The following is a 20,492-nucleotide window of genomic DNA, read 5'->3' on the forward strand; positions in this document are numbered from 1 at the left end:
ATACGCTATACACTGATGGCATTGAAAGCCTGGCACCAGATTATTACTCCCCGCGAAGATTTACGCGAAAACAAACCCTTAGACGCTTCGGAGTTCGCTGTTCACCTCGACCATGTTCGGGCCGGAACGGCCCCGGTCGATTACGTTGACCCAGAACGTTTTTTCCAACGTACCTATTTGACGCAAACGCTGCTGGACATGGCCGCGCAAACCGTTCGGCGGCTAAACGGCATTACGACGGAAACATCGCCCGTTTTTAACCTGACTACGCAGTTTGGTGGGGGTAAAACGCACTCGCTGACGATGCTCTACCACCTTGCCAAATGCGGAACAAAGGCCCTCGACTACCAGGGCATTGGCGAAGTGGTGCGTAAAGCAGGCGTGGCCGACATCCCCGTAGCCAAGGTGGGAATTTTTGTCGGTACGGAGTTTGGTTCGGTATCGGGTCGGGGCGATGGCATCAACGAACCCAACCGCAAAACGCCCTGGGGCGAACTGGCTTATCAGATTGGTGAAGCGGCTGGCTATGAATTGATACGCCAACATGACGAAAGCTTTACGCCCCCCTCTGGCGACGACCTCAAACAGCTTTTCGACCCTAATACACCTTACTTGTTGCTGTACGACGAGTTGCTTAACTACGTCAGTCGGCACCGTCATTACAAAGACCTTGCGGCTCAATTTTACAATTTTCTGCAAACTCTGACAGAGTTTGTTCGTAGTCGGTCCAACATCGTGCTGGCCGTATCGATCCCGGCTTCGGAAATGGAAATGAACGCGGAAGACCAGGCTGACTATGACCGGTTTAAAAAAATGCTCGACCGTCTGGGTAAGCCCTTGTTTATGTCGGCGGGCAAAGAAACCACCGAGATCATTCGCCGACGACTTTTCGAGTGGCAGGGATTACCCCCCGAAGCCAAACCGATCATCGGTCAATACGTCAACTGGGTACAGGAACACCGTTCTCAGTTGCCGGGTACGTTCAACGCCGATGCGGCCCGCGAACAGTTTGAAGCAACCTACCCGTTTCATCCACAGGTTTTGTCCTTGTTTGAGCGGAAATGGCAATCGCTTCCCCGATTTCAACAAACGCGCGGTGTACTCCGATTGTTGGCCTTGTGGGTAGCACGTGCTTATAATGACGGCTACCAACGTGGGCTTAAAGACACGCTTATCTCGCTCGGTACGGCCCCCCTCGATGACCAGAATTTTCGGGCGGCTGTATTCGGACAGTTGGGTGAAGATCGACTGGAGGCAGCCGTAACAACTGATATTGCAGGCAAGGCCGACTCACATGCCATTCGGATGGATGCCGAAGCTATTGAAAGTGTTCGGAAGAGCCGACTCAATCGCAAATGTGCCACCATCATCTTTTTTGAATCAAATGGTGGGCAAACCGGGCAGGTACAGGCAAGTATTCCCGAAATTAAATTCAACGTCGGCGAACCGGACCTCGACATCGGTCATGTGGATAGTGTGCTTCAAACGCTGTTGGACAACTGCTATTACCTCACTGGTAATAATAACAAGTTCAAGTTTTCGACGCAGGAGAACCTTATCAAACGCTTCACAGACCGTAAAGCCAGCATTGCTGCTCCAGCTATCAACGAGTTGGTCGAAGCAGAAGTACGGAAGGTTTTTGAGAAAGGGGCGGGTATTGAGCGCATCTACTTTCCAGAGCGAAACAATCAGGTAACAGACCGACCCGCGCTCTCGCTGGTGGTCATGCACCCCTCAAAGAAGCTGAGCTACCCCGAAACAAAAGCCTTGTTGGAAGACATTGTTCGTAACAACAGTCAAACAACCCGTACTTTCAAAAGCGGCCTGCTGTTTTGTGTAGCCGACGATGATAGCCAATTGCGTGAGGATGCTCGTAAGAAGCTGGCGTGGGAAGCCATTCAGGACGATGCCGCCGATCTACGATTTGACGAGGAACAGCGGAAACAGATTGCAGCGAACATCAAACGGGCAGGAAACGATTTGGTAGAAAACGTATGGAAAAGCTACCGAACGTTGGTGTACTTGGATCGTGATAACGTGTTACAAGAAGAGAATTTGGGGTTAATACATAGTAGTCAGTCACGAAGTCTGCCTGACTACATGATCAGCCATTTACTCAGTAAAGGCGAAGTAGTCGAGGATTTGGCTCCTACTCTTCTGGTTCGCAATTGGCCCCCAGCGTTTGTCGATGGCTGGAGCATCCGCAACGTTCGCGATACGCTCTATGCTTCGCCTAAATTTCCCCGCCCGCTCAAGGCAGATTCAATCAGACATACGATTGCTAAAGGCGTGTCAAACGGTCTTTTGGCCTACGTTGGGAAAGTGAACGGGCGCTATGAACCATTCCTGTTCAATCAACCGCTACAGGCTGCCGATGTCGAACTTTCTGACGACATGTACATCCTGACGGCTACTGAAGCGCAAAAGCACAAAGAACCTCGTCGGTTAGTAACATTAAAGGTTGTTCCCCCATCATACACAACGGAGCCGGGTCAAAGCTATACGTTTATGGCCCGAGGTTACGATCAGCATGGCGATGAAATTATAATTGATGATCTCACGTGGGAAACTACCTCCGGCACTATCGACCCGCAGACAGGCAAATTAACCGTTGGGCAGGACATAGGAACGTACCGAATAACCGCCCGCAGTGGATCAATCGTTGGTACCGCAACACTCACTGTAGAGAAGCGCGTCCAACCGGTGGTCGCTGAACCGGGAAATAGCGCTTCCGGCACACAGACCACTAACAATTCTGAAAAGCCTTCTTCTGCCACTAAGAAAGTGTCGTGGTCCAATCAAGTCGAACCTAAGAAGTGGAACGTACTCTATACGAAAGTCCTCGCAAAACTGGTTAATAATCCAAACCTCAAGATTAAAGTCAGTTTCGAGGTAGAAGACGATACGCTTACCGATCAGAAAATCGAGGAAATACGTGCTGCTCTGAAAGAGATGGGCATGGACGACGCTTTCAAATAGCCGAAATTTGGCTCAACTCAACGCATTTATGAAAACCTTGTTAAGTATTAAATTCAGGCAAAAAGCTTACATTGGTTTGCTTGCATTAGCTATTCCCTTTAGCTGCTCCCGCAACAGCGACATATCACCGGCCAGCATTGCCGGACAATACAGAGTCAGCACGATCACGGCAGACCCCGGCTTTGCCTTGGGACCACCCTTTGGCACCGTTACCGACGTAGCCGCTTTCTACCAGCAACTTACCGGCACGACCTGCCTGCGCGACATTACACTGTCGCTGAATGCGGATGGCTCAGCGGGGATTGATAACCCGGCAACGTGCCGGAGTGTGGGCGATGCCGGGCCGCTGGCTGGGTTTGGTGGGGCGCGGTGGGCCGTGAACGATGGCAAACTGACGCTCACGGCCCCCAACGGTACCTCAACGGATTACGCGCTTACTCGTGATGAAACCACGTTACGGTTGACCCGTCAGCAACCTATTGCCGGTAGTTCGTCGTCATCAACCGTAACGACGGTGTTGAAACGGTCATAATGTGGGCCAACACCGACACCTTTGATTTTTGCCAGGACGGAGGGCGGCAGGTCGAAACGCTTTGGGTTTCGTAGCTCCGCGCCTTCGTCTAAGCAGAATTCTACCAGACTGGCATTCTCAAAAGGCGTTTCGGGGTAGCACCGTTCGATGAAAAACAGACCATGTGGGTTGAGGTCGAATTGGCGAACCACTTCGTTGGCGATGGTTTCGACATTCTCCGTTACCTCGATACCATCGGGGGTTTCTGTTGCAATTACCACATTCATCGTTCGACACACCTCAATCTGACACTGGCATACTTCAAAAGCAGCACTCCGATACTCCAAAATGTGGGATTCCATGTTTAATAGTTGGTCGGCACGCCACAGCACCGGAACGCTACGGCGGTTGGGTTGAGTAACTTCTTATACGTTTACCGGCGCGGAAATGTTCGCTGATTTTCCCCTTCCGGCTTCGGGCTTACAGGAGGCTTTTGCATGGCCTTCAGCGATTCCTGCTGACTCTGTTTGAGCTGGTCGTTCCAGTCCTTTTCCATCGGTCGTTTGATGCCGACAACCTGCGTTAATCCCCGGAAATCGGCCATCATTTTTTCGAGCCGGATCAGAAACGGGCGTTGTTTGGGCAGGTCGAGCCGTAGCTGAGTGATGGCCGAAGGCCCCCCTCCTACTACCTCCAGTTTTGCCCGCTGGTCGTTGGCCTCGTAACCTTTGTTTAGTATCGCTACGCCCTGCTGCCAATAACGGATATAAGCCTCCGTTTGGGGTGTTCCTGTTGGCAATCCATCGAACAGAACGGTGCATTTCCGCTCGCTGGCCAGCACCCGGCCCACCGGCCCAACGCCAACCGGTGTGCGGGCCGGATTCAGTTGGGCCAGCCACAGCGTATTGTAGTAGATGCCCATCGGGTCGTTGTCGTTTCCCAGCACGATACGTTCGGGCCGAAGTCGGCTGACTAAGCGTTGCACCGTCAGCGGCTGCGTGTGCGAGGGCGTTCCGGCCAAAGAAATGTACATCCGTTCGTGCGGCTGCGCGGGCGGGCACAACTGGTGATACGACAGCGCATCAATAGGGCTTTCACAGATAAACACCTCCTTTGGTGGCCGGGTTGGGTCAATGTTGCTTACCCAAACACCGTCTTCCTTGCTCCCCCGGATTTTGTTGTAGCCATCGTTTCGGACGACGAGGCCCAGCATTCCGTTTTCGTTTTCGAGCGGAAACACGGTGTTAGTAACCCGGAACGTCTTTTCCTCGTTGGTAAACGTCTGGTTGAAGATTCGTTGGCCAAAGGGGAAAGAAGAAAGCGTTTCGGGCAGAATTCCCCGGCTTTCCAGGTAGCGCGTGTCCCGGAGCGGCTCCAGCTCAAAATACTGTGTAACCGCCCGGTTTCGTTTGACTTCTTCGCTTGGCTGCTGCTGCACGGTGTGCAGGTGGTGCGTGGGCCTGCCCAGGTAATCGTTGAGGTAGTCGGCCACTTCGCGCCAGCCTTTTTTTGTGCTCAGGTCGTAATGCTTCTTACCGGCCACAAAGTCGATGATGGTGCCCTTGTCGAAGTCGTCGCTGGGGTTGTAGTACCGGTACTCGCCCGACTGCTTGCGGGAAACGATCAGGCAGCGGCCCGAATCCGGCTCTTCCATCGTTACCCATTTACTGTGCCGCGACCCTTTACTCGTTTTGACCCGAAACCCCTCCTGTTCCAAAAACGACACTAAATCAATCTCCCTTCGGTAATCGTCCAACGAGCGGTGGGCGTTCCCATGTGTATGCTGCATGGCTTCATTAGCGTATCCGTACTCCTCGATTCATTTCCTCACGCATGGCGGGTTCTTTCGTAGGTGCCTGACGTTGCTTTGCCTTGTTATCCGTTTTAGCACTATGCCCCGACGTGGTGCCTTCGAGCCGGTCGCTGGGCCGTTTCAGATCGAGGGCGGTTTTCACATCGGTGGTTTTGCGGACGGCGTTGGCTGGTATTGTCGATACGTTCAGCCCCTTCTTTGCCGCCGAAACCTGAACGTAGGCCGAAAACGTTTGCCCGTTCTCGCCCTTTAGCCCGTCGAGCCGAATCGCTTTCCCCTGCCCAATTAGCTCACGCTGAGTCTGCGTCAGTGGCACTCCGTTGATGGTCTTAGGCAGCTTGATCTGTTCAGGACGCGCTACCACCACCTGACCGGTGCGGCTATCCGTGCCAACATACGCCTGGTAAGGTTTTTTAGTGGCCGGATCGGTGAGTTGTACCAAACGGCCCAGTTCACCAGTACGGATGAGGCTGGCGCGGTCGTCAGGCGTGATGGTGTAGCCGTGCACCTGTTTCGGAATGATCAACGCCCGGACAACCTTCTCGTCTTTTAAAGGCTGGAAACGAAGCCGGTACTGCCCGTTGACCTCCACAACCCGTAGCTTTCCCGTCATGGATACGTAGCGGTTGCTCAGTTTCTGATCGTAAGTCAGCGGACCCGTTTGCTGACCTGCCAGCAACTGCTTTAACTGTCCCGACTTTTCGAGCTGTTCGCGGGTGATGCCCAGCGCGGCTAGTTGCGGAGCCAACCGATCCCAATCAAGGTTTTTCGGCTCCTGTTTCGGTTTGGTTCCGACAGATGATTGAGGAGCCTGAGCACTTGCCACCAACGCGGGCTTTAGCTCTACGGCTGGTTTTCGCTCTTCCTGCACTGTTGCCTGAACCGACGGCTTTTCTGCCGTAGCTTTTTCCCCCAAACTGGCTGTATTGGTCTGGCTCTGCCGCTCGTTGGCGGGGAGCTTCTCCACCCGTAGCTGCATATCCCGGTTCATCCGGTAGTTGTGCAGGAAGTTGGCCAGCAGGTTGCCGTTCACAACCACCACTTTGGGGATCGGTGTCGCATCGACCACCTGCTTACCCGGCTCCAGCTTCTGGGCCTGCCTCTGCTCAATCGTCAACCGGTACGTTGCCTTCGGGTCTATGCCCTCGGCAGGTAGCAGGTGTTTGACTTTTTGAACTGACTGATGCGTCTGCCACAGATGGCTTGTGAGGTCGTCGATTAGCTTTTTGTCGGTGGTAACGCCCGCCTGCCCGACCTTTTCCCGAAGTGCTTTTTTGGTGAGGGCATCGTCGTACAAAGCCCGGCAGATTTCTTCGTTCGACAACAGTCCATCATTGCCGAGGTATTGACGTAGATGCTCCGACTTAGCTGGCAGAAGTAACGAGTATTCTTCCGTCTCCAGTCGTTCGGCAATTGTTTGCGCTTTATTCATACGGTTGATTTACAAGAAAAATCATTTTTCTACATTTACTATAGTAAAGATAGATTTTCTGACTATATATCTCAACGTATGAAATGCCTCTTTTTCTGGCTTTTTATTGTCAAAACCACCATTTCTGAAATGCCTTTAATGGCTCAAGTCATTTTTCGGTCGAAATCAGCCGCACCTGAATCGTTAAGAATCAGCCATTTCAATGACACAGTTCGATTTACCAAACCAATCAGTAATTTCCCAAAGAGGAGCGAAAAAGTGCAGCGTAAGGATACAGGTCTGATTGTATCTTCCCACTACCCTACTCAACCGGTATTATCCTCTGACCGGGAAAAACCTTCGGTTCTGGCTGACCGATGGCAAAACGTACCGTCCATTCCTCCCCTGCGCGTACTGAGCCGCAAGCAGTACCGTATCAGCAGTCACTTCGGGGTACGTTGCCATCCGATAACCGGACAACGCCATCTGCACAATGGCATAGATTTCCCGCAACCAGCCGGAACCCCAGTGTATGCCACCGCCGACGGGTACGTTCGGCACGTCGGCCTAAAACCAGACGGTTTGGGATTGTCGGTACGAATTGAACACTCCAGTGGGTACGTTACCACATACGGGCATCTGAGCCGATACGAGGTTCAGCCCGGCCAATGGATACGACGCGGGCAACCAATTGGTCGGGTCGGGCAAACCGGCACGGCGACTGGGCCACACCTGCATTATATTGTGCAGCTCAGGGGGCGAAATGTTGACCCGATGCGGTATTGTTTTTTGGCAGTTATCGGAGACAGCCATTTTATTCAATACAAATAGATAATTAATTATGTTAAATAAAATAAATAGATAACTATCGCGTTGGTGAATAAGTATGATTAAGCAAATTGAAACACGTCTATGGATCAGTCAGTAAAACCGCTTTATGAGGATATTCTTGAACTGATTGAATTTCGGGGGATCAAACAGGGAAAGATTGCCGAGGTAATGCAGATGTCCTACAACAACTGGTATAAATCAAGGCAAAAGCACCTTCGTAATGTAAGCATCCACGAGATAAGCGAACTGGCAGCATTCTTAGACCTCCCCGTTGAACAGATATTTAGCCTTTGCCACGCCGTTTACAAACAAGGTAGCTTGCAGTCGTCAGACTAACTCCGCCACCCGCATTTCCTCCACCATCTTATCAAAAATCACCACCTTCCTCCGATTCCGTATAGCCTGTTCGTTCTGCTGCGGCAGGTCGGAATTGTCAGGGTTAAATAGCCAGTCTGGGTTGATCTGGTGTTCCTGCACGTAGAAAAGGGCCAGCTTAAGCAGGGCTTCCACGCTTACGTTCAGGTCGCCCTCGGCCCGGAAGATGATATTCTGCCCTAATCCCAGCGTTTCCTGGAAGTCGCGTTGGGAGTGGCCAAACTGTGTTCTCAATTGCCCGAGCCGACGGGCCAGTTCTGTACGATAAGGGTCTATGTCAACGGTCATCTCATTGGTTGGTGGTGCCGGGGCCGCTACGAGCCTGCCAGCAAATGGCTGAGTTCCGGGTCCTGCTCAATTCGGTCAAGCTCATCTGCCAGCAATGTATCAATGTCGGTTTTCACCTGTCGATAGTTCTGCTCCAGCAGCGTAGCCAGTGCGTCGTCGGATAACTGCTCCCGACTCGTCAGTTCTGGTATCGGGCCGAACGTCTGCATGTCCCGTTGCGTCGGTTCATCTACGATTAACTGCCCGTGAAAGATTTTCTGACTGATCGTCTCGGCAAAATTATCGGCTACCGCCCCCACAAAAAAGCCCTGCGACAGATTACTTAGTTTAGACTCAGGAATCAGCGAATCAAGTTGGGTCGAAATGCTCGTCGTCGTGTCCCGGTCGCTAATGGTGTAGGACTGCCGACGCTGCACAATTTTCCCGAACCGGGCCGACAGTGTCTTGGCTGTTTCCCCCACTACCTGCCCCGAAAACACGTTGCCAACGGTGTTGAAAATCACGGTGGCCTCCTTGTCGCCATAGTCTCGCTTCAACTGGCTGAGGTCCTGCAAGCCCAAGCAGGTGGACACTTTATTGCTCCGCGCCGTGGCAATGAGGTTGTCAAGCCCCCGGAAATAGATCGTCGGTAGCTCGTCGATGATGATTGACGATTTGAGCCGCCCTTTGCGATTGACCAAGCGAACGAGCCGGGCGTTATACAGACCCAGAGCCGCCCCATACACTTCCTGCCGGGTTGGGTTGTTCCCCACGCACAGAATCTTAGGGGCCTTCGGGTCGTTGATCTCCAGCGTGAAGTCGTTACCCGTCATCACCCAGTAGAGCGCGGGCGATGCCAGCCGGGCGAGCGGAATACGAGCCGACGCAATCTGCCCCTCCAACTGCTCGAACGCCCGTTTCTTCAACGCACTCGCAAACGGGATGGTGTAGTTCTCGACATCGCGCTCTGACAGCAGCACCGGGAAAATTTTGTCGTACTCCCGGTTGGCAAACTCAATGACGTGGGGGAACGTACAAAAGCGGCCATTCTGGTACTTTTTCAGAAACCATATGCAGGCCGTCAGGAAGTTCATCGGCGATTCTACGAAGAAATCACCCTGCCGCTGAATCCACGTTTTGTTCAGATTGAGCAGTATGGTCCGGGCGGCTTCCTGCGCGTCCACGATGTCGGTCATGCCTTCGGGCGAAAGCGGATTGCAACGATGCGACCGGCGCGGATCGTCAAAGTTGATAACGTAGAATTTGGGACGTACCTCATAGCTGCGGTGGTGTTTCAGCAGGTAATTGTAGGCAATGGTCGAGAGGTCGGGGAATTTGAAATCGTAGATGTACATGGCGAACCCCTTCTCGATGTGCTGCCGGATGTAGTTGTTCACCACGGCAAACGACTTCCCGGAGCCGGGCGTACCCAGCACCATCGCGGCCCGGAACGGGTTCACGACATTAACCCAGCCCCGCCGATTCCGGTTTTTGTAGTAGTACTCCGTGGGAATGTTGATGGAGTACTCATTGCTGACCAGGTCTTCTTCCTGCGGAAATGATTCATTTTCCTCGTTGAAGAGGTCCTTATCCACCCGGATGTTGATGATGCGGTTAGCATCGCTGCCCGCCCTGATCAGCACCAGAAAGCCCGTGACGGTCGTAAGGGCGTAGCCGATGGCCCGCGAGTCAGCCGATAGCCAGCCGAGTTTGAATAGCACTGAGTTGCCGAAATACAACAGCAGCCCAACTCCCAGGCCCGTCAATACCCTGCGCCACGTAATCGTCAGCGTTTTGCGGGGTTTGTTTCCGAAGGTGTACACGGCCAACGGAATCAATGCTACCAGTTTGCTAACCGTTAGGCTATCGAACAGATGCAGGTTCTGGTTGAGGTTGATTAGAAACTGATCGAGCACCGGCAGCGTCAGACCCCTGCGGTGCCAGGTATCGTACCCAACGTAATACAAGTGGGCGGCAATGACGGCAAATGCCAGATAAAGTATCACCGACAGTATGCCTCGATACTCCTTCTCCTGTTCTGAACTCATAGTGAAACCTGCCCCGCTCCTACCCTACTTCACGTACCTGGGTCCGTGAACTGCGACAAAAACCTCGTGGGCGGCACTCCGTCGGGCCACGTTCGGCTTGTCCGTTGAACTACGACAGATTCCTCGCGGAGTGCATGGCAATCCAACTACGACAAAATCCTCGCGGTCCGACGCTTCGGTCGCTACCTGAATGTTAACCGCCCGGAGGCCCGCTAAATCGTTGTCGTTTGCTTCACGGCCCCAACTTACTCCACGTAGTCAATGGCCTGATTCTTCTTCCAGCCAGCCGTTTTGAGGGGCTTTGTGGCCGGGTAATCCGGGGCTATTTTATCGTTAGTAATAGCTGAATTGAACCTGCGATGCGCTGCTTTGGCAGCAAGTTCGACACAAAAGAAATAGGTCAAAATTGATTTATCAAATCAATCATATAAAATCCTGCCCCTTCCTTTCGCTGATTGCCCCAATACATCATCGAATCCGGTGACTAATGACCGTATCTTCTGTCTTTAGGCCCTCGTTTCTGTTCGACAGATTGGGTTGCTGAGGTTGCTCCAATGTTATTGGTTTACCTAATAGCTCACTGGCTCTGATCTGTGGCAACTGGCTCTGTTTGTATTCTTCAAACTGTCGGACAGTCAGAACAGCCTGTTCGAGCGGTATCCCTTCGCCCCGTAGCCTCTGAACTAACTCAGTAAACGGAAACTCCCCAACAAGCTCACTTTCCGCTTTGCCTGCCTGTTGTCTGTACTGTTCAAAAAGCCGGGAAATCTGCTGACCCAACTGCTTCCCGGTCTCCGGGCCGATATCTGTACGTACCTTCGCAGTGGCGTTCCCAAACTTTTTACTGAGCCGGTCATAGCTCCACGCCCCGCCTAATTCGGTCTCGTGCCAGACGTTCCCCCGGCTGTGATCGACGTACAGGTACGTTCCGTCTGTCTCGACAACCTGTACACCTGCACTACGAACTACGTTGTAGAAGTCGGCTTCGGTTAGTGACTGGTAGCCGGAAAGCTGTCGCCGGAGCGTGTTCAGCAGTTGTGGTTTCCGGTCAACCTTGCGCTCCTGGCCTTCTTTGAACAGTTCCTGCAATCGGTCAAACGTTGGTTTGCATTCCAGCTTGCTGGCCTTAATGGCTACAGAAATAGGCTTCGTGCCATCCGTCAGGCGGAACACGACACCCGTAATAGGCCGACCGCTGACCTTGTGATGAACCGTGCGGGCATCAATATGGTACGTGGACAGTAGCCGTTTCAGATCGTCGAAACTGCTGCTACTGTACCGGCTGGTTACACGTTCGAGCGTTGCTTCAATGGCGGCTTTTGTCTCCCGCTGGCCGAGTCGGCTCCGGGCCTGCCCCTCCCCTACCCCATCTTGTAATGCTGGCTTCTCCCCTTCGGCTTCGATAAGTCCGAACTTTCTTTCGAGTTGTTGCCGGATGGTGTTCATCCGGTTTCGGATAAACGTGTCCGAAATTTTTTGCCCCTTCCGGTCAACGCACACCGTTACGACGTGGACGTGCGGGTGCGCTGTATCGTGATGTCGGTAGAGCAGATACGGCTGCTTTCCGTACCCGGCCTCGTCAAGAAACTCTTGTGAAATACGTCGTAACAGGTCATTACCCATCCGCTCAGTCGGGTGGAATGCCAGCGACAGATGTACGGTCGGTTTCTCGACGCGGGGGTTGCCACTGGCCAGGAACTCCAGCATTTCCCGCTTCGCCAGCCACGAAGCCAGGGCCGTCTTCGGGTCGGGAAAGTTGCCAGCGGCCAGCCGTTCGGCATCGCCTTCCCGGACCTTCTGCTCATTGTAGAACAGGGCACCCGCTATATTTTTTCCGGTGAGCAGTCGTACAACCATTGTGAAATCTGCTTGATTGTTGCTTCAACACAGTCAAGGTTTTGAGCGAGCCTAAGCTGTAACTGCTCCTTTTCACTATCAGTTTCTGAACCACCATCAGGATCTGATTCGGGCAATGTAAGACCTTCCTGTTGCCTGATCTTACCCAGAATCTGGCCCAACTGACTGCCTATCTCGGCAAGTTCAAGCTGAATGGATAGCAATTTAGACCGCTCCTCGTTACCGCTTTTCGGGTCGGACTTTGCCAGTAATTGCTGACGGATGTACTCCGCGAAACTTATTTTCTGGCCAGTTGTCTGCTGTTTGTAGGCTCGTTGAAGTCCCTCTAGGTCTGTTTTGGTTAGGGTTGTTTTAACTACCTGAGTGAGTTGCTGTTCCTCACTTTTTTCTTTTCTTCCTCCTTTTCCTGTCGCCACGTTTTACGCACTTTTTTCCCTTTTTCTGATAAGTATAGCCATTTTTTGGAGAATTCCGTACCAGAAAACACATCTTGCTTTTTTCGGGATGGCGTCTGTTAGAGGAGAGTGAGCTATTGCAACAATACTAAAAAGCAGTAATACTAAATTTTAGTGTTTTATTAAACCTGTCCTTTGGTTGTCTCTCCCTGGTATCAACTGCCGCCCTCCTTCAGTATTTTATAAACACTGCAACACTGTAATCTTACAATACTGTCATACTAAAATTTAGTCTCAGGCCCTCCACAATCTTTATACTGTTTGCAGTTTTTTAGTATTTTATGATTACTGTAATAATTTTAGTATTTTATAATAACTGTCATGCTTTTAAGCAGTAAGTCATACAGTCAGCATAGCAGTCATTATGGTATACAGTATGTATGACTGACAGAAAGTCTTTATGTTTGTCATAAATAATACACTACTATATGGCAGTATTCATTTCTATCTGTACGCAGAAGGGGGGCACCGGCAAGACGACCCTGACTATGCACATGGCGACCTACTTCCACGCAGTGGAGAAAAAGAACGTGATTGTGCTGGATGCCGACTTCCCGCAGCACTCGTTCTTTAACGAGCGGGCGCTTGAAATCACCAAGCTCCGGCAGGATACCGAACTCCTTGCCGACCTTCAGAAACAGGGCCGCGCCCCCTACGACGTAAGGAAAGTGTCGATGACCGATGCACCGGCTATGCTCGACAGTCTCGCCGATCAGCCCGATACGCTGGTATTTCTGGATATGCCCGGCACCATCAACATTGCGGGCTACGATCAGGTCGTCAAACGGCTGGACTACGTTATTCTGCCCATGGAAGCCGACAAGCTCACATTCGCAGCCGGCATGATGACTCTGGACGCTTTCAGTAAAATTGGGCGGACAAAAGGGAAGCCTCTAAAAAGCTATCTGCTTTGGAACAAGTACAAGTCGAGCGAGCGGCAGGCTATCTACGAATCCATCGAGAGCATGGCCGCGCAGCGGGGTGACCTGACCATCCTGGAGACCCGGATTAAAGATTCGGTGATTTGGAAAAACAACCGGTCAACGTTGTTTCCCCATCCCGAAATTAAAAGATTGATTTACGAGATAAATCAAAAATTTGCTTTGAATTAAAATACAGACGTACCTTTATGGCAAAAAAATCGAACAAGGGAGCAGCCGACGACATCGCGCTGATGGCAACCTCAGGCATCTCAGGCATTGGCTCTGACCTCGACTCGTGGTTGTCGAAACAGGGCATCGGCGAGAGTCCGGCAGTAACTACTCCAGCGGCAATCGAAGTGCCGAAGGGAGCCGAGGAGCAGGAGCCGAAAGCCGTTCAACCACAGGCTAAGGCCCAGGTCACGCCGGTGGAAGCGGAAAAACAGGAGGAAAACGTCGTAGTTGCTCCCCGACAGGAGGAGAGCGTGAAGCAGGAGCCTGCTTCGGGAAAGCCAGGGAAGCAGCGGGAACGCTACGAAGCCCAGTTTTTCAAACGGATCGAAGGCTTTAAAAAGCCGACGAACATGATGTATATGAGCGAGAAGACGTATCGGTTATTAACGTTTTTGCTCCGTAGTTCGAAAGAGAGCAATACGAAGATAACGATGCCGGAAATCTTAGAAAATATTGTCGCTCAACACATTAAGGACAATGAAAGTGTACTGAACCAGATGCAGAAAGAGCATCTGGAACGATTATCTAAAGGATTTTAGCGTAATGCCGGGTCGCGCCGGTCTTCGCATGTTATTGTGGATATCGGCGGCTGGCCTGGCTGGCGCAGGATGGTTTGGATGGCTGGTTTACCGGGACTACGATTGGACGGCATTCGGCTGGAACAGTGTACGTTCCGCATCTAACAGCCGTAGTATGCCTTATACAAAGGCAAATACGGATACATATCAGAAAGACAGTCAGGCAGTTGCAATCGATGAGAACGACCTGCTTGGCCAGACCAATACCCGGTGGGATGGGGTACATGATCTCACAAGTTTGTACCCGGCTGGGCAGACTCAGCCGGACGCGGCCCGCGAGGATTTTGTCGTAGTTGACCCGTCGATGCCTGTCCAGCCGGAAGCTCAGGGGCTTGATTTTGACATGAATCCCTCCACTGAACCGGACGCGGCTCGACGGAGTGTCGCCCAACCGGATGCGACCCACGAGGATTTTGTCGTAGTTCAGCCTGCACAGCCCGAAATAGGCGTAAGCCCTTTCTTAGCTACGACAGACGAGGATTTTGTCGTAGTTCCTGATTCCGATCAGGAAGGCGAATCAGTGGAGTTACCCGAAGTGGACCTCACCGATTACGTCGATAGCTGGACGCCCATTGTTCCCAAGATTGCCGCCCTCATCAGTCACGAGTTGTGGCCGCAACTCCGGTCTTATCTCGAATCGCTTCCACAGTTTGGAGATACCAACCTGGAGCGGGTTGTCAATGCTGTGGCCGAAGATGTCGGTGTCGGCGCGGCAAACCCCGATGGGGTAGGGGAGGGTCATGCGGGAGACCGACACACCGAAGGCTTCGCATTTTATGCCAGTCTCTTCGACGAAATGGCCCACGAGTCGGAATTAGCTGAGGTCTGAAAGTCCGTCTCAATCGTGCAGCAACCAATAATTTCAATACCTAATAGTCAACAAGTACCATGAAAAAGCCAAACGTGTGGTTGATGGCAGCGATACTGCTGCTGGTTTGTGTGGTGGGCGTTCACGCCGGCCCGATTGATTCGGGGTTAGAAAAGGCCGCTTCGGAGGTGAAGGGTACGTTCAAGTCCCTCACGAAGCTCATGTTTTACGTCTGCGCGGCCATCGGGGTAGTCAGTGCCATTCAGGTGTTTTCCAAGATGTCGAGTGGTGACCCGGATACCCGCAAGTCGGCTGGCTCCTGGGTAGGTGCGTTGATTTTTGCGGCTGTCTCGGTGGTGGTGCTCGAAGCGGTTTTTATGTAATGTTCAAGGTCAACAAAGGCATTGACCGGCCACCCGAAGTACTGGGCATCCGGGGAATGGATTTCATCTACTACCTGGCTGGAGCCGCCGTGGGCCTGCTTTTAGTGACCTGCGTGCTGATGTTCCTGTTCGGCATTCCAGCCAAGATTGCGTTTGGAGGCTACATCCTCGTGCTGCTGGTTCTGTACACCCTTTTCGCCAGGCTGTCGCAGCAATACGGAGAGCGGGGCATTAATAAACAGCGGGGCCGGAAACAACAGCCGGGCGTGGTGCTGGTACGGGACTCAGCGGTTTATCGGCAACTCAGGAAGACAACCGCCCGTCGGGCGTAACGAAAACTCAACGGTATGAAAGTTCGCATGAAAGACATCCGGTCGGTGTTTCCGATTGGTGCTATTGAAAACGACTGCCTGCTCTCCAAGCATGGCGACATCACCGTTGCCTTTGCCCTGACGCTGCCCGAAATCTTCACGTTGAACGTGCAGTACGATGAGCGGGTCGAGCTGGGCGATTACCGGGAGTTATGCGAAGCCTGGACGAAAGCCATCGGCGTATTGCCTGTGCATACGATTGTCCATAAGCAGGATTGGTTCGTGGAGGAAAGCTACGCGCCCAGTGGTCAGGTGGCCAACTTCCTCGACAAGGCCAGTGAGCGGCACTTCAACGAACGTCCATTCCTGCACCACGCCTGCTACCTGTACATTACGAAAACGTATGCCGACCGGCACAATGCCTCGTCGGTACAAACCACGCTCTCTAAAGGTCGGCTGCTGCCGAGGGAATTCAGCGATAAACGCAAGATTGATGAGTTTCTGAATTCAATTGAGCAGTTCAAGGCAATTCTGGAAAGTACCCGGCGCATCACACTCCGGCGGCTAACCAACGAAGACCTGGCCGGGCGCGATGCTGATCGGAAAACCGGGAAAGCGGCTACGCCTGGACTGCTGGAACGGTATATGAGTTTGTCGCTGCGCGATGAAGTCGTTACGCTGGCCGACATTGAAATGGGGGAAGAGCTACGAGTAGGAGGCAAATACTCGAAGTTCTACACGATCTCGGACGTAGAAGACCTGCCCGAACAGCTTGGCACCAACAACCGGTTGGAGAACCTGTCGTCGGAGAATTCCAACGTATCGGTGGGCTACGCGACGCCGGTGAGCCTGATGCTGAATTGCAACCACCTCTACAATCAATACATCTTCGTCGAGGATCGGCAGCAGGTGTTTCCGCAACTGGAGCAGCGGGCCACGCAGATGCGGTCACTGTCGAACTTCTCGACCAACAACGAAGTGAATTCAAGGCTGATTGACCAGTTTCTGAATTATGCCGCCGAAACGGGCTATTCACCGGTGCGGGTGCATTACAACGTGCAGATCTGGACGGAGGACAAAGCTAAACTACCGGTGCTACGTAATCAGGTTACGTCGGCCATTGCGAAGATGGGCGTTCGGCCCCGTGAGAACAGTCTGGATGCGGCTACACTGTACTGGGCGGGTATTCCCGGCAATGCTGCCGATTTGCCCCGCGAAGACAAATTCTGGTCGTTCGTGCCCCAGGCGGTGTGTTTCTTCAATCACGAAACGAACTATCAGGACTCAGCCAGTACGCATGGGCTGAAACTGGTGGAACGGTTGTCGGGCAAGCCGATTCTGGTGGACCTCTCTGATGAGCCGATGGACAAAGGTTGGGTGACCAACCGGAACAAGTTCATTATTGGGCCTTCGGGGAGTGGCAAGTCGTTCTTTACAAACCATGCGCTTCGGTCGTACCACACGCAGGGTAGCCACACCGTCATTGTCGACGTGGGGCATTCGTATCAGGGGCTATGCGCTCTGCTGGGTGGTCGGTATCTGACGTACTCCGAAGAATCGCCGATCAGCTTCAACCCGTTTTATATTGAGGGTCGTCATTACCCGGATGTCGAAAAGCGGGAAGCTCTGAAAGTACTGCTCCAGACGCTCTGGAAACGGAGCGACGAGCGGCAGACGATGGCTGAGTACACGGCACTGTCGGCTGCGATTACTGGCTACTACGAGCATCTGGCCCAGAACCGGGATGTTTTTCCGGGCTTCGACAGCTTCTACGAGTTTATGGCGGAGGAGTTCAGGACCTACATCGCTGAACACAAACTGCGGGATGACTACTTCAACTACGACAATTTCATGTACGTGCTGAAGCCGTTTTACCGGGGTGGCGAGTACGCCTACCTGCTCAACAGCCGGGAAACGCTAGACCTGCTCCACGAAAGATTCATCGTCTTCGAGCTGGATAACATTAAAGACCACCCGATTCTGTACCCGGTTGTGACCATCATTATCATGGACACGTTTATCTCGAAGATGCGGAAGCTGGGCGGGGTACGTAAGATTATCCTGATCGAGGAAGCCTGGAAAGCGATCATGAAAGACGGCATGGCGGAGTACATCAAGTATCTGTACAAAACCGTGCGGAAATTCTACGGGGAGGCATGGATTGTAACGCAGGAAGTGGACGACATCATCGGCTCGCCGATTGTGAAGGAATCCATCATCAACAACGCTGACACAAAGATTTTGCTCGATCAGCGGAAGTATCAGAACAAGTTCAAACAGGTGATGGACCTGCTGGCCCTGACGGTGAAAGAAAAGGACCTGTGCCTCTCGCTGAACCGCGACCTCGATCCGCGCCGGAAGTACAAGGAGGTGTTTATCTCATGGGGCGGTCAGATGGCTAAGGTTTACGGGGTTGAGGTATCGCTGGAGGAGTATCTGGCGTTTTCTACCGAACAAACCGAAAAACTGCGGCTTCAGAAGAAAGTGTACGACAATGGAGGCAGCTACGACGTGGCCCTCCGCGAATACGCCGACGAAATCCGCTACGCATAAGATGAGAAAGCAACGGATACTTCTATTCCTGTGGGCCGGACTGACGGCCTGCTCCGGTAACACCGGCTCTTCGGAGACCGGTGCCAGTTCAGCGACAAAGGACGTACCCGAATCATTCGTCGGGGCCTGGGTGAATGATGTGCCGGCACGAACACCGCCCGACCCTCAGCCGGACCATTATGACCGAACCGAGTATGTCATTCAGAAAAGCGGTGGTATAACCACGCTGACCAAGTACGCAGCCGCGGTCGACCTGAAAACCGGCAAAGAATGGTTTCGGAACCTGTCGGCTGGCCCGCTAACCTGCACGTATATACAAGATCGTGCGTGTCTGGCCTGTGGTGCTGATCAGCAGCCCGTAAAGGACAGTTTGTTTGTGAAATCGGGTAAGCTGGTCAATCAAAGCCCGCTTGCCTCTAACCGGACGGCAGCAGGTCGTGGCCCGCTCGTGCTCACCCGCAAGCCTGACAATAAACCCTAATGCAACGAAGTGCGGATGAAATGTAAGTGGATTGGTACGGCCCTGTTAGCCTTCTTCCTGAACGCTGAGACTCACGCGCAGGCTATTCTGCCTGGTGATCGGATGGAGAGAGGTATGGAGGATGACATTACCCGGCAGATTGAGGATATTCTGGGCGAAGCTGAACGGGACATCATGCAGGGCATCAAGGACGAGCTGATGAACATCCTGGGTGATCTGTTGAACGTATCGCCGACGAGCGAGGTGGCCCGGCTGCGGAAGATGATGAAGGAAGGCTTCTCCCGGCAACAGAAGATTGAGTATCAGGACTACAAGGTCAATTACGAATGGAAGAAAGCGCACACGGAGCTTTCGCCTACGTTCGTAAAGTTTTATGACCAGCTCAACCTGAAGTCGGACTTCACGCAGGTTGGCAACGTAGCGACCCCGATACGGTCGCTGCTCAACAAGGGTGTCTTTGCGCCGGGCGAGGCAACCGCCTACCGGAAAATCGTCGATCAGTTGGCCAACACCGATGACCTGGCCATGGAGGTGCGCTTCACAGTCAATCTGGGCCAGAAAGCGGTATGGATGTCGGAGGGCGAACGGGTGAAAATACTGGAGAACGTACAGCAGGAGCTGGCCGACCGGCAGCGGGCCTTACGGGCCGTTCATGGCGAACTGCAACGGGCGTATGCTTACCGCGCCAAACAGACCTACGAGACGGCTGCGGCAAGGGCATTTTATAAAGACAAATCGAGTCTGAACCGGTACGTCGGCAGCAAATAGCCAGCCTGACGCATCCGAAAACCTGTATTCTTATGAAACGACTATTACGAGTCGGGCTGTGCTGCCTGACGGGTTGGGGTTTCTTTGCGCTGTCAGGAGCGCAGGCCCAACAATACGTACCCGGCGCGAGCGATCTACGCAACGGCCCGGCCTCCCAACGCGAACTGGAACAGGCCATTGATCAGCTACTCGGCGAGAACGAGCAGGCGATTATGAGCGGTCTGACCGATCCGGGCCTCGACTGGGGCAGCATCATTGCCGAGAAGGTACTGGATGAGGTGTACAAGGGACTTGCCGAGAGCACGGTGTTTTCCGTACCCGCCGTCACCATCATGCAGATGCGCTACAAGCAGAAGCAGCAGGCCCTCGCCGAAGAGCTACGCAAACTGACCGCGCTGATGAAGGATGGGATGGGCCGTACCAACAAACTGCGGTATCAGAATCTGAAACTGCGGGTGGCCTATCAGAAAGCGATGAACGAACTCCCGACAGGGTGGGAGCAGAATGGCCGGATGCCTAACGCGCAGAAGGTCATGAAAGACCTCTACGGCAACACGGTGAATCTGATCAACGACTACTACGGCAAAGCCGACATCGAAAAACTGCTGAAAGACGAGTACCCCGGCGAAGTGGGGTATGCTCTGTTCGCTACGTCGGCGGGTGGGCTGGCCGATACTAAAGTGCTGGAAGCGAAGCTGGCCCTGGCAAAAAAGGGCGGGCGGCTAACGTACCTGTCTCCCTACGAGCGGCTGGAACTCATCCGGCAAACCCGGCAGGAGGCCCTGCGTCGGCAGAATGGTTTGATTCGGATGCGGCAGGATGTGAACTCGGCCATCAAATACCAGCAGAAACAACGAACCGAACGGCAGCTACGGCAGAAGCTCGGTACTACTACCTACTAACGCTTTA

At 53.0% G+C, this 20,492-nt stretch carries 20 protein-coding genes; 13 read left to right on the forward strand and 7 right to left on the reverse strand.

From position 1 onward, the window contains the following. Nucleotides 1-15: 15 nt before the first annotated feature. Together F5984_RS23815 and F5984_RS23820 are read left to right on the forward strand one after the other, a co-directional pair. The gene (locus tag F5984_RS23815; protein ID WP_152126729.1) at nt 16-2,979 is read left to right on the forward strand and encodes an ATP-binding protein; all 2,964 of its coding nucleotides are present in this window, start codon (nt 16-18) and stop codon (nt 2,977-2,979) included. Between the two features lie 28 nt (nt 2,980-3,007). Further along, nucleotides 3,008-3,511 (forward strand): hypothetical protein, encoded by a 504-nt coding sequence (locus F5984_RS23820; RefSeq protein WP_152126730.1) that lies wholly within the window; start codon nt 3,008-3,010, stop codon nt 3,509-3,511. Here F5984_RS23820 and F5984_RS23825 read toward each other — a convergent pair. The 3 genes from F5984_RS23825 to F5984_RS23835 all read right to left on the reverse strand — a co-directional run bounded on the left by F5984_RS23825 (nt 3,448) and on the right by F5984_RS23835 (nt 6,735). Next, nucleotides 3,448-3,852, reverse strand: a complete 405-nt coding sequence (locus F5984_RS23825; RefSeq protein ID WP_152126731.1) for a hypothetical protein — start codon at nt 3,850-3,852, stop codon at nt 3,448-3,450. The genes F5984_RS23820 and F5984_RS23825 overlap by 64 nt on opposite strands. A gap of 71 nt (nt 3,853-3,923) precedes the next feature. After that, nucleotides 3,924-5,279: a toprim domain-containing protein gene (locus F5984_RS23830; protein WP_152126732.1), complete on the reverse strand. Its 1,356-nt coding sequence runs from the start codon at nt 5,277-5,279 to the stop codon at nt 3,924-3,926. Nucleotides 5,280-5,286: 7 nt separating this feature from the next. Further along, entirely contained in the window at nt 5,287-6,735 is a 1,449-nt protein-coding gene (locus tag F5984_RS23835; protein ID WP_152126733.1) for a DUF4099 domain-containing protein, read from the reverse strand. Here F5984_RS23835 and F5984_RS23840 point away from each other — a divergent pair. Continuing rightward, the gene (locus tag F5984_RS23840; protein WP_152126734.1) at nt 6,721-7,545 is read left to right on the forward strand and encodes a M23 family metallopeptidase; all 825 of its coding nucleotides are present in this window, start codon (nt 6,721-6,723) and stop codon (nt 7,543-7,545) included. The genes F5984_RS23835 and F5984_RS23840 overlap by 15 nt on opposite strands. A gap of 81 nt (nt 7,546-7,626) precedes the next feature. Further along, nucleotides 7,627-7,881, forward strand: a complete 255-nt coding sequence (locus F5984_RS23845) for a hypothetical protein (RefSeq protein WP_152126735.1) — start codon at nt 7,627-7,629, stop codon at nt 7,879-7,881. On the opposite strand, the gene F5984_RS23850 is transcribed toward F5984_RS23845, so the two are convergent. The 4 genes from F5984_RS23850 to F5984_RS23865 all read right to left on the reverse strand — a co-directional run bounded on the left by F5984_RS23850 (nt 7,873) and on the right by F5984_RS23865 (nt 12,508). Beyond that, on the reverse strand, nt 7,873-8,208 hold the full coding sequence (locus F5984_RS23850; RefSeq protein ID WP_152126736.1) for a helix-turn-helix domain-containing protein: 336 nt from the start codon (nt 8,206-8,208) through the stop codon (nt 7,873-7,875). The two genes, F5984_RS23845 and F5984_RS23850, sit on opposite strands and share 9 nt — an antisense overlap. 26 nt (nt 8,209-8,234) lie before the next feature. After that, the gene (gene mobC, locus F5984_RS23855) at nt 8,235-10,235 is read right to left on the reverse strand and encodes a conjugal transfer protein MobC (protein WP_152126737.1); all 2,001 of its coding nucleotides are present in this window, start codon (nt 10,233-10,235) and stop codon (nt 8,235-8,237) included. A gap of 468 nt (nt 10,236-10,703) precedes the next feature. Continuing rightward, complete coding sequence (locus tag F5984_RS23860) at nt 10,704-12,092, reverse strand: relaxase/mobilization nuclease domain-containing protein (RefSeq protein ID WP_152126738.1); 1,389 nt, start codon at nt 12,090-12,092, stop codon at nt 10,704-10,706. Beyond that, entirely contained in the window at nt 12,059-12,508 is a 450-nt protein-coding gene (locus tag F5984_RS23865) for a hypothetical protein (protein WP_152126739.1), read from the reverse strand. The genes F5984_RS23860 and F5984_RS23865 overlap by 34 nt, the downstream gene beginning before the upstream one ends. 467 nt (nt 12,509-12,975) lie before the next feature. On the opposite strand from F5984_RS23865, the gene F5984_RS23870 reads away from it, so the two are divergent. From F5984_RS23870 to F5984_RS23910, 9 genes are all read left to right on the forward strand, one after another. Beyond that, nucleotides 12,976-13,659 (forward strand): ParA family protein, encoded by a 684-nt coding sequence (locus F5984_RS23870; RefSeq protein WP_152126740.1) that lies wholly within the window; start codon nt 12,976-12,978, stop codon nt 13,657-13,659. A 17-nt stretch (nt 13,660-13,676) separates the two neighbouring features. Further along, nucleotides 13,677-14,240 (forward strand): DUF3408 domain-containing protein, encoded by a 564-nt coding sequence (locus F5984_RS23875; RefSeq protein WP_152126741.1) that lies wholly within the window; start codon nt 13,677-13,679, stop codon nt 14,238-14,240. 382 nt (nt 14,241-14,622) lie between these two features. Then, nucleotides 14,623-15,108, forward strand: coding sequence for a hypothetical protein (locus F5984_RS23880; RefSeq protein WP_152126742.1), 486 nt, complete (start codon nt 14,623-14,625; stop codon nt 15,106-15,108). A gap of 59 nt (nt 15,109-15,167) precedes the next feature. Next, complete coding sequence (locus F5984_RS23885) at nt 15,168-15,470, forward strand: DUF4134 family protein (RefSeq protein WP_152126743.1); 303 nt, start codon at nt 15,168-15,170, stop codon at nt 15,468-15,470. Then, on the forward strand, nt 15,470-15,802 hold the full coding sequence (locus F5984_RS23890) for a DUF4133 domain-containing protein (RefSeq protein ID WP_152126744.1): 333 nt from the start codon (nt 15,470-15,472) through the stop codon (nt 15,800-15,802). Before F5984_RS23885 ends, F5984_RS23890 begins: the two co-directional genes overlap by 1 nt. Nucleotides 15,803-15,817: 15 nt before the next feature. Then, entirely contained in the window at nt 15,818-18,334 is a 2,517-nt protein-coding gene (locus tag F5984_RS23895; RefSeq protein ID WP_152126745.1) for a TraG family conjugative transposon ATPase, read from the forward strand. Nucleotide 18,335: 1 nt separating this feature from the next. Continuing rightward, on the forward strand, nt 18,336-18,815 hold the full coding sequence (locus F5984_RS23900; protein ID WP_152126746.1) for a hypothetical protein: 480 nt from the start codon (nt 18,336-18,338) through the stop codon (nt 18,813-18,815). 15 nt (nt 18,816-18,830) lie between these two features. Then, entirely contained in the window at nt 18,831-19,583 is a 753-nt protein-coding gene (locus F5984_RS23905) for a hypothetical protein (RefSeq protein WP_152126747.1), read from the forward strand. Between the two features lie 32 nt (nt 19,584-19,615). Then, entirely contained in the window at nt 19,616-20,485 is an 870-nt protein-coding gene (locus tag F5984_RS23910; protein WP_152126748.1) for a hypothetical protein, read from the forward strand. Nucleotides 20,486-20,492: the final 7 nt, after the last annotated feature.

Origin of the sequence: Rudanella paleaurantiibacter, from assembly GCF_009184635.1 — a bacterium.
In the GTDB taxonomy this organism is placed as follows: Bacteria; Bacteroidota; Bacteroidia; order Cytophagales; family Spirosomataceae; genus Rudanella; species Rudanella paleaurantiibacter.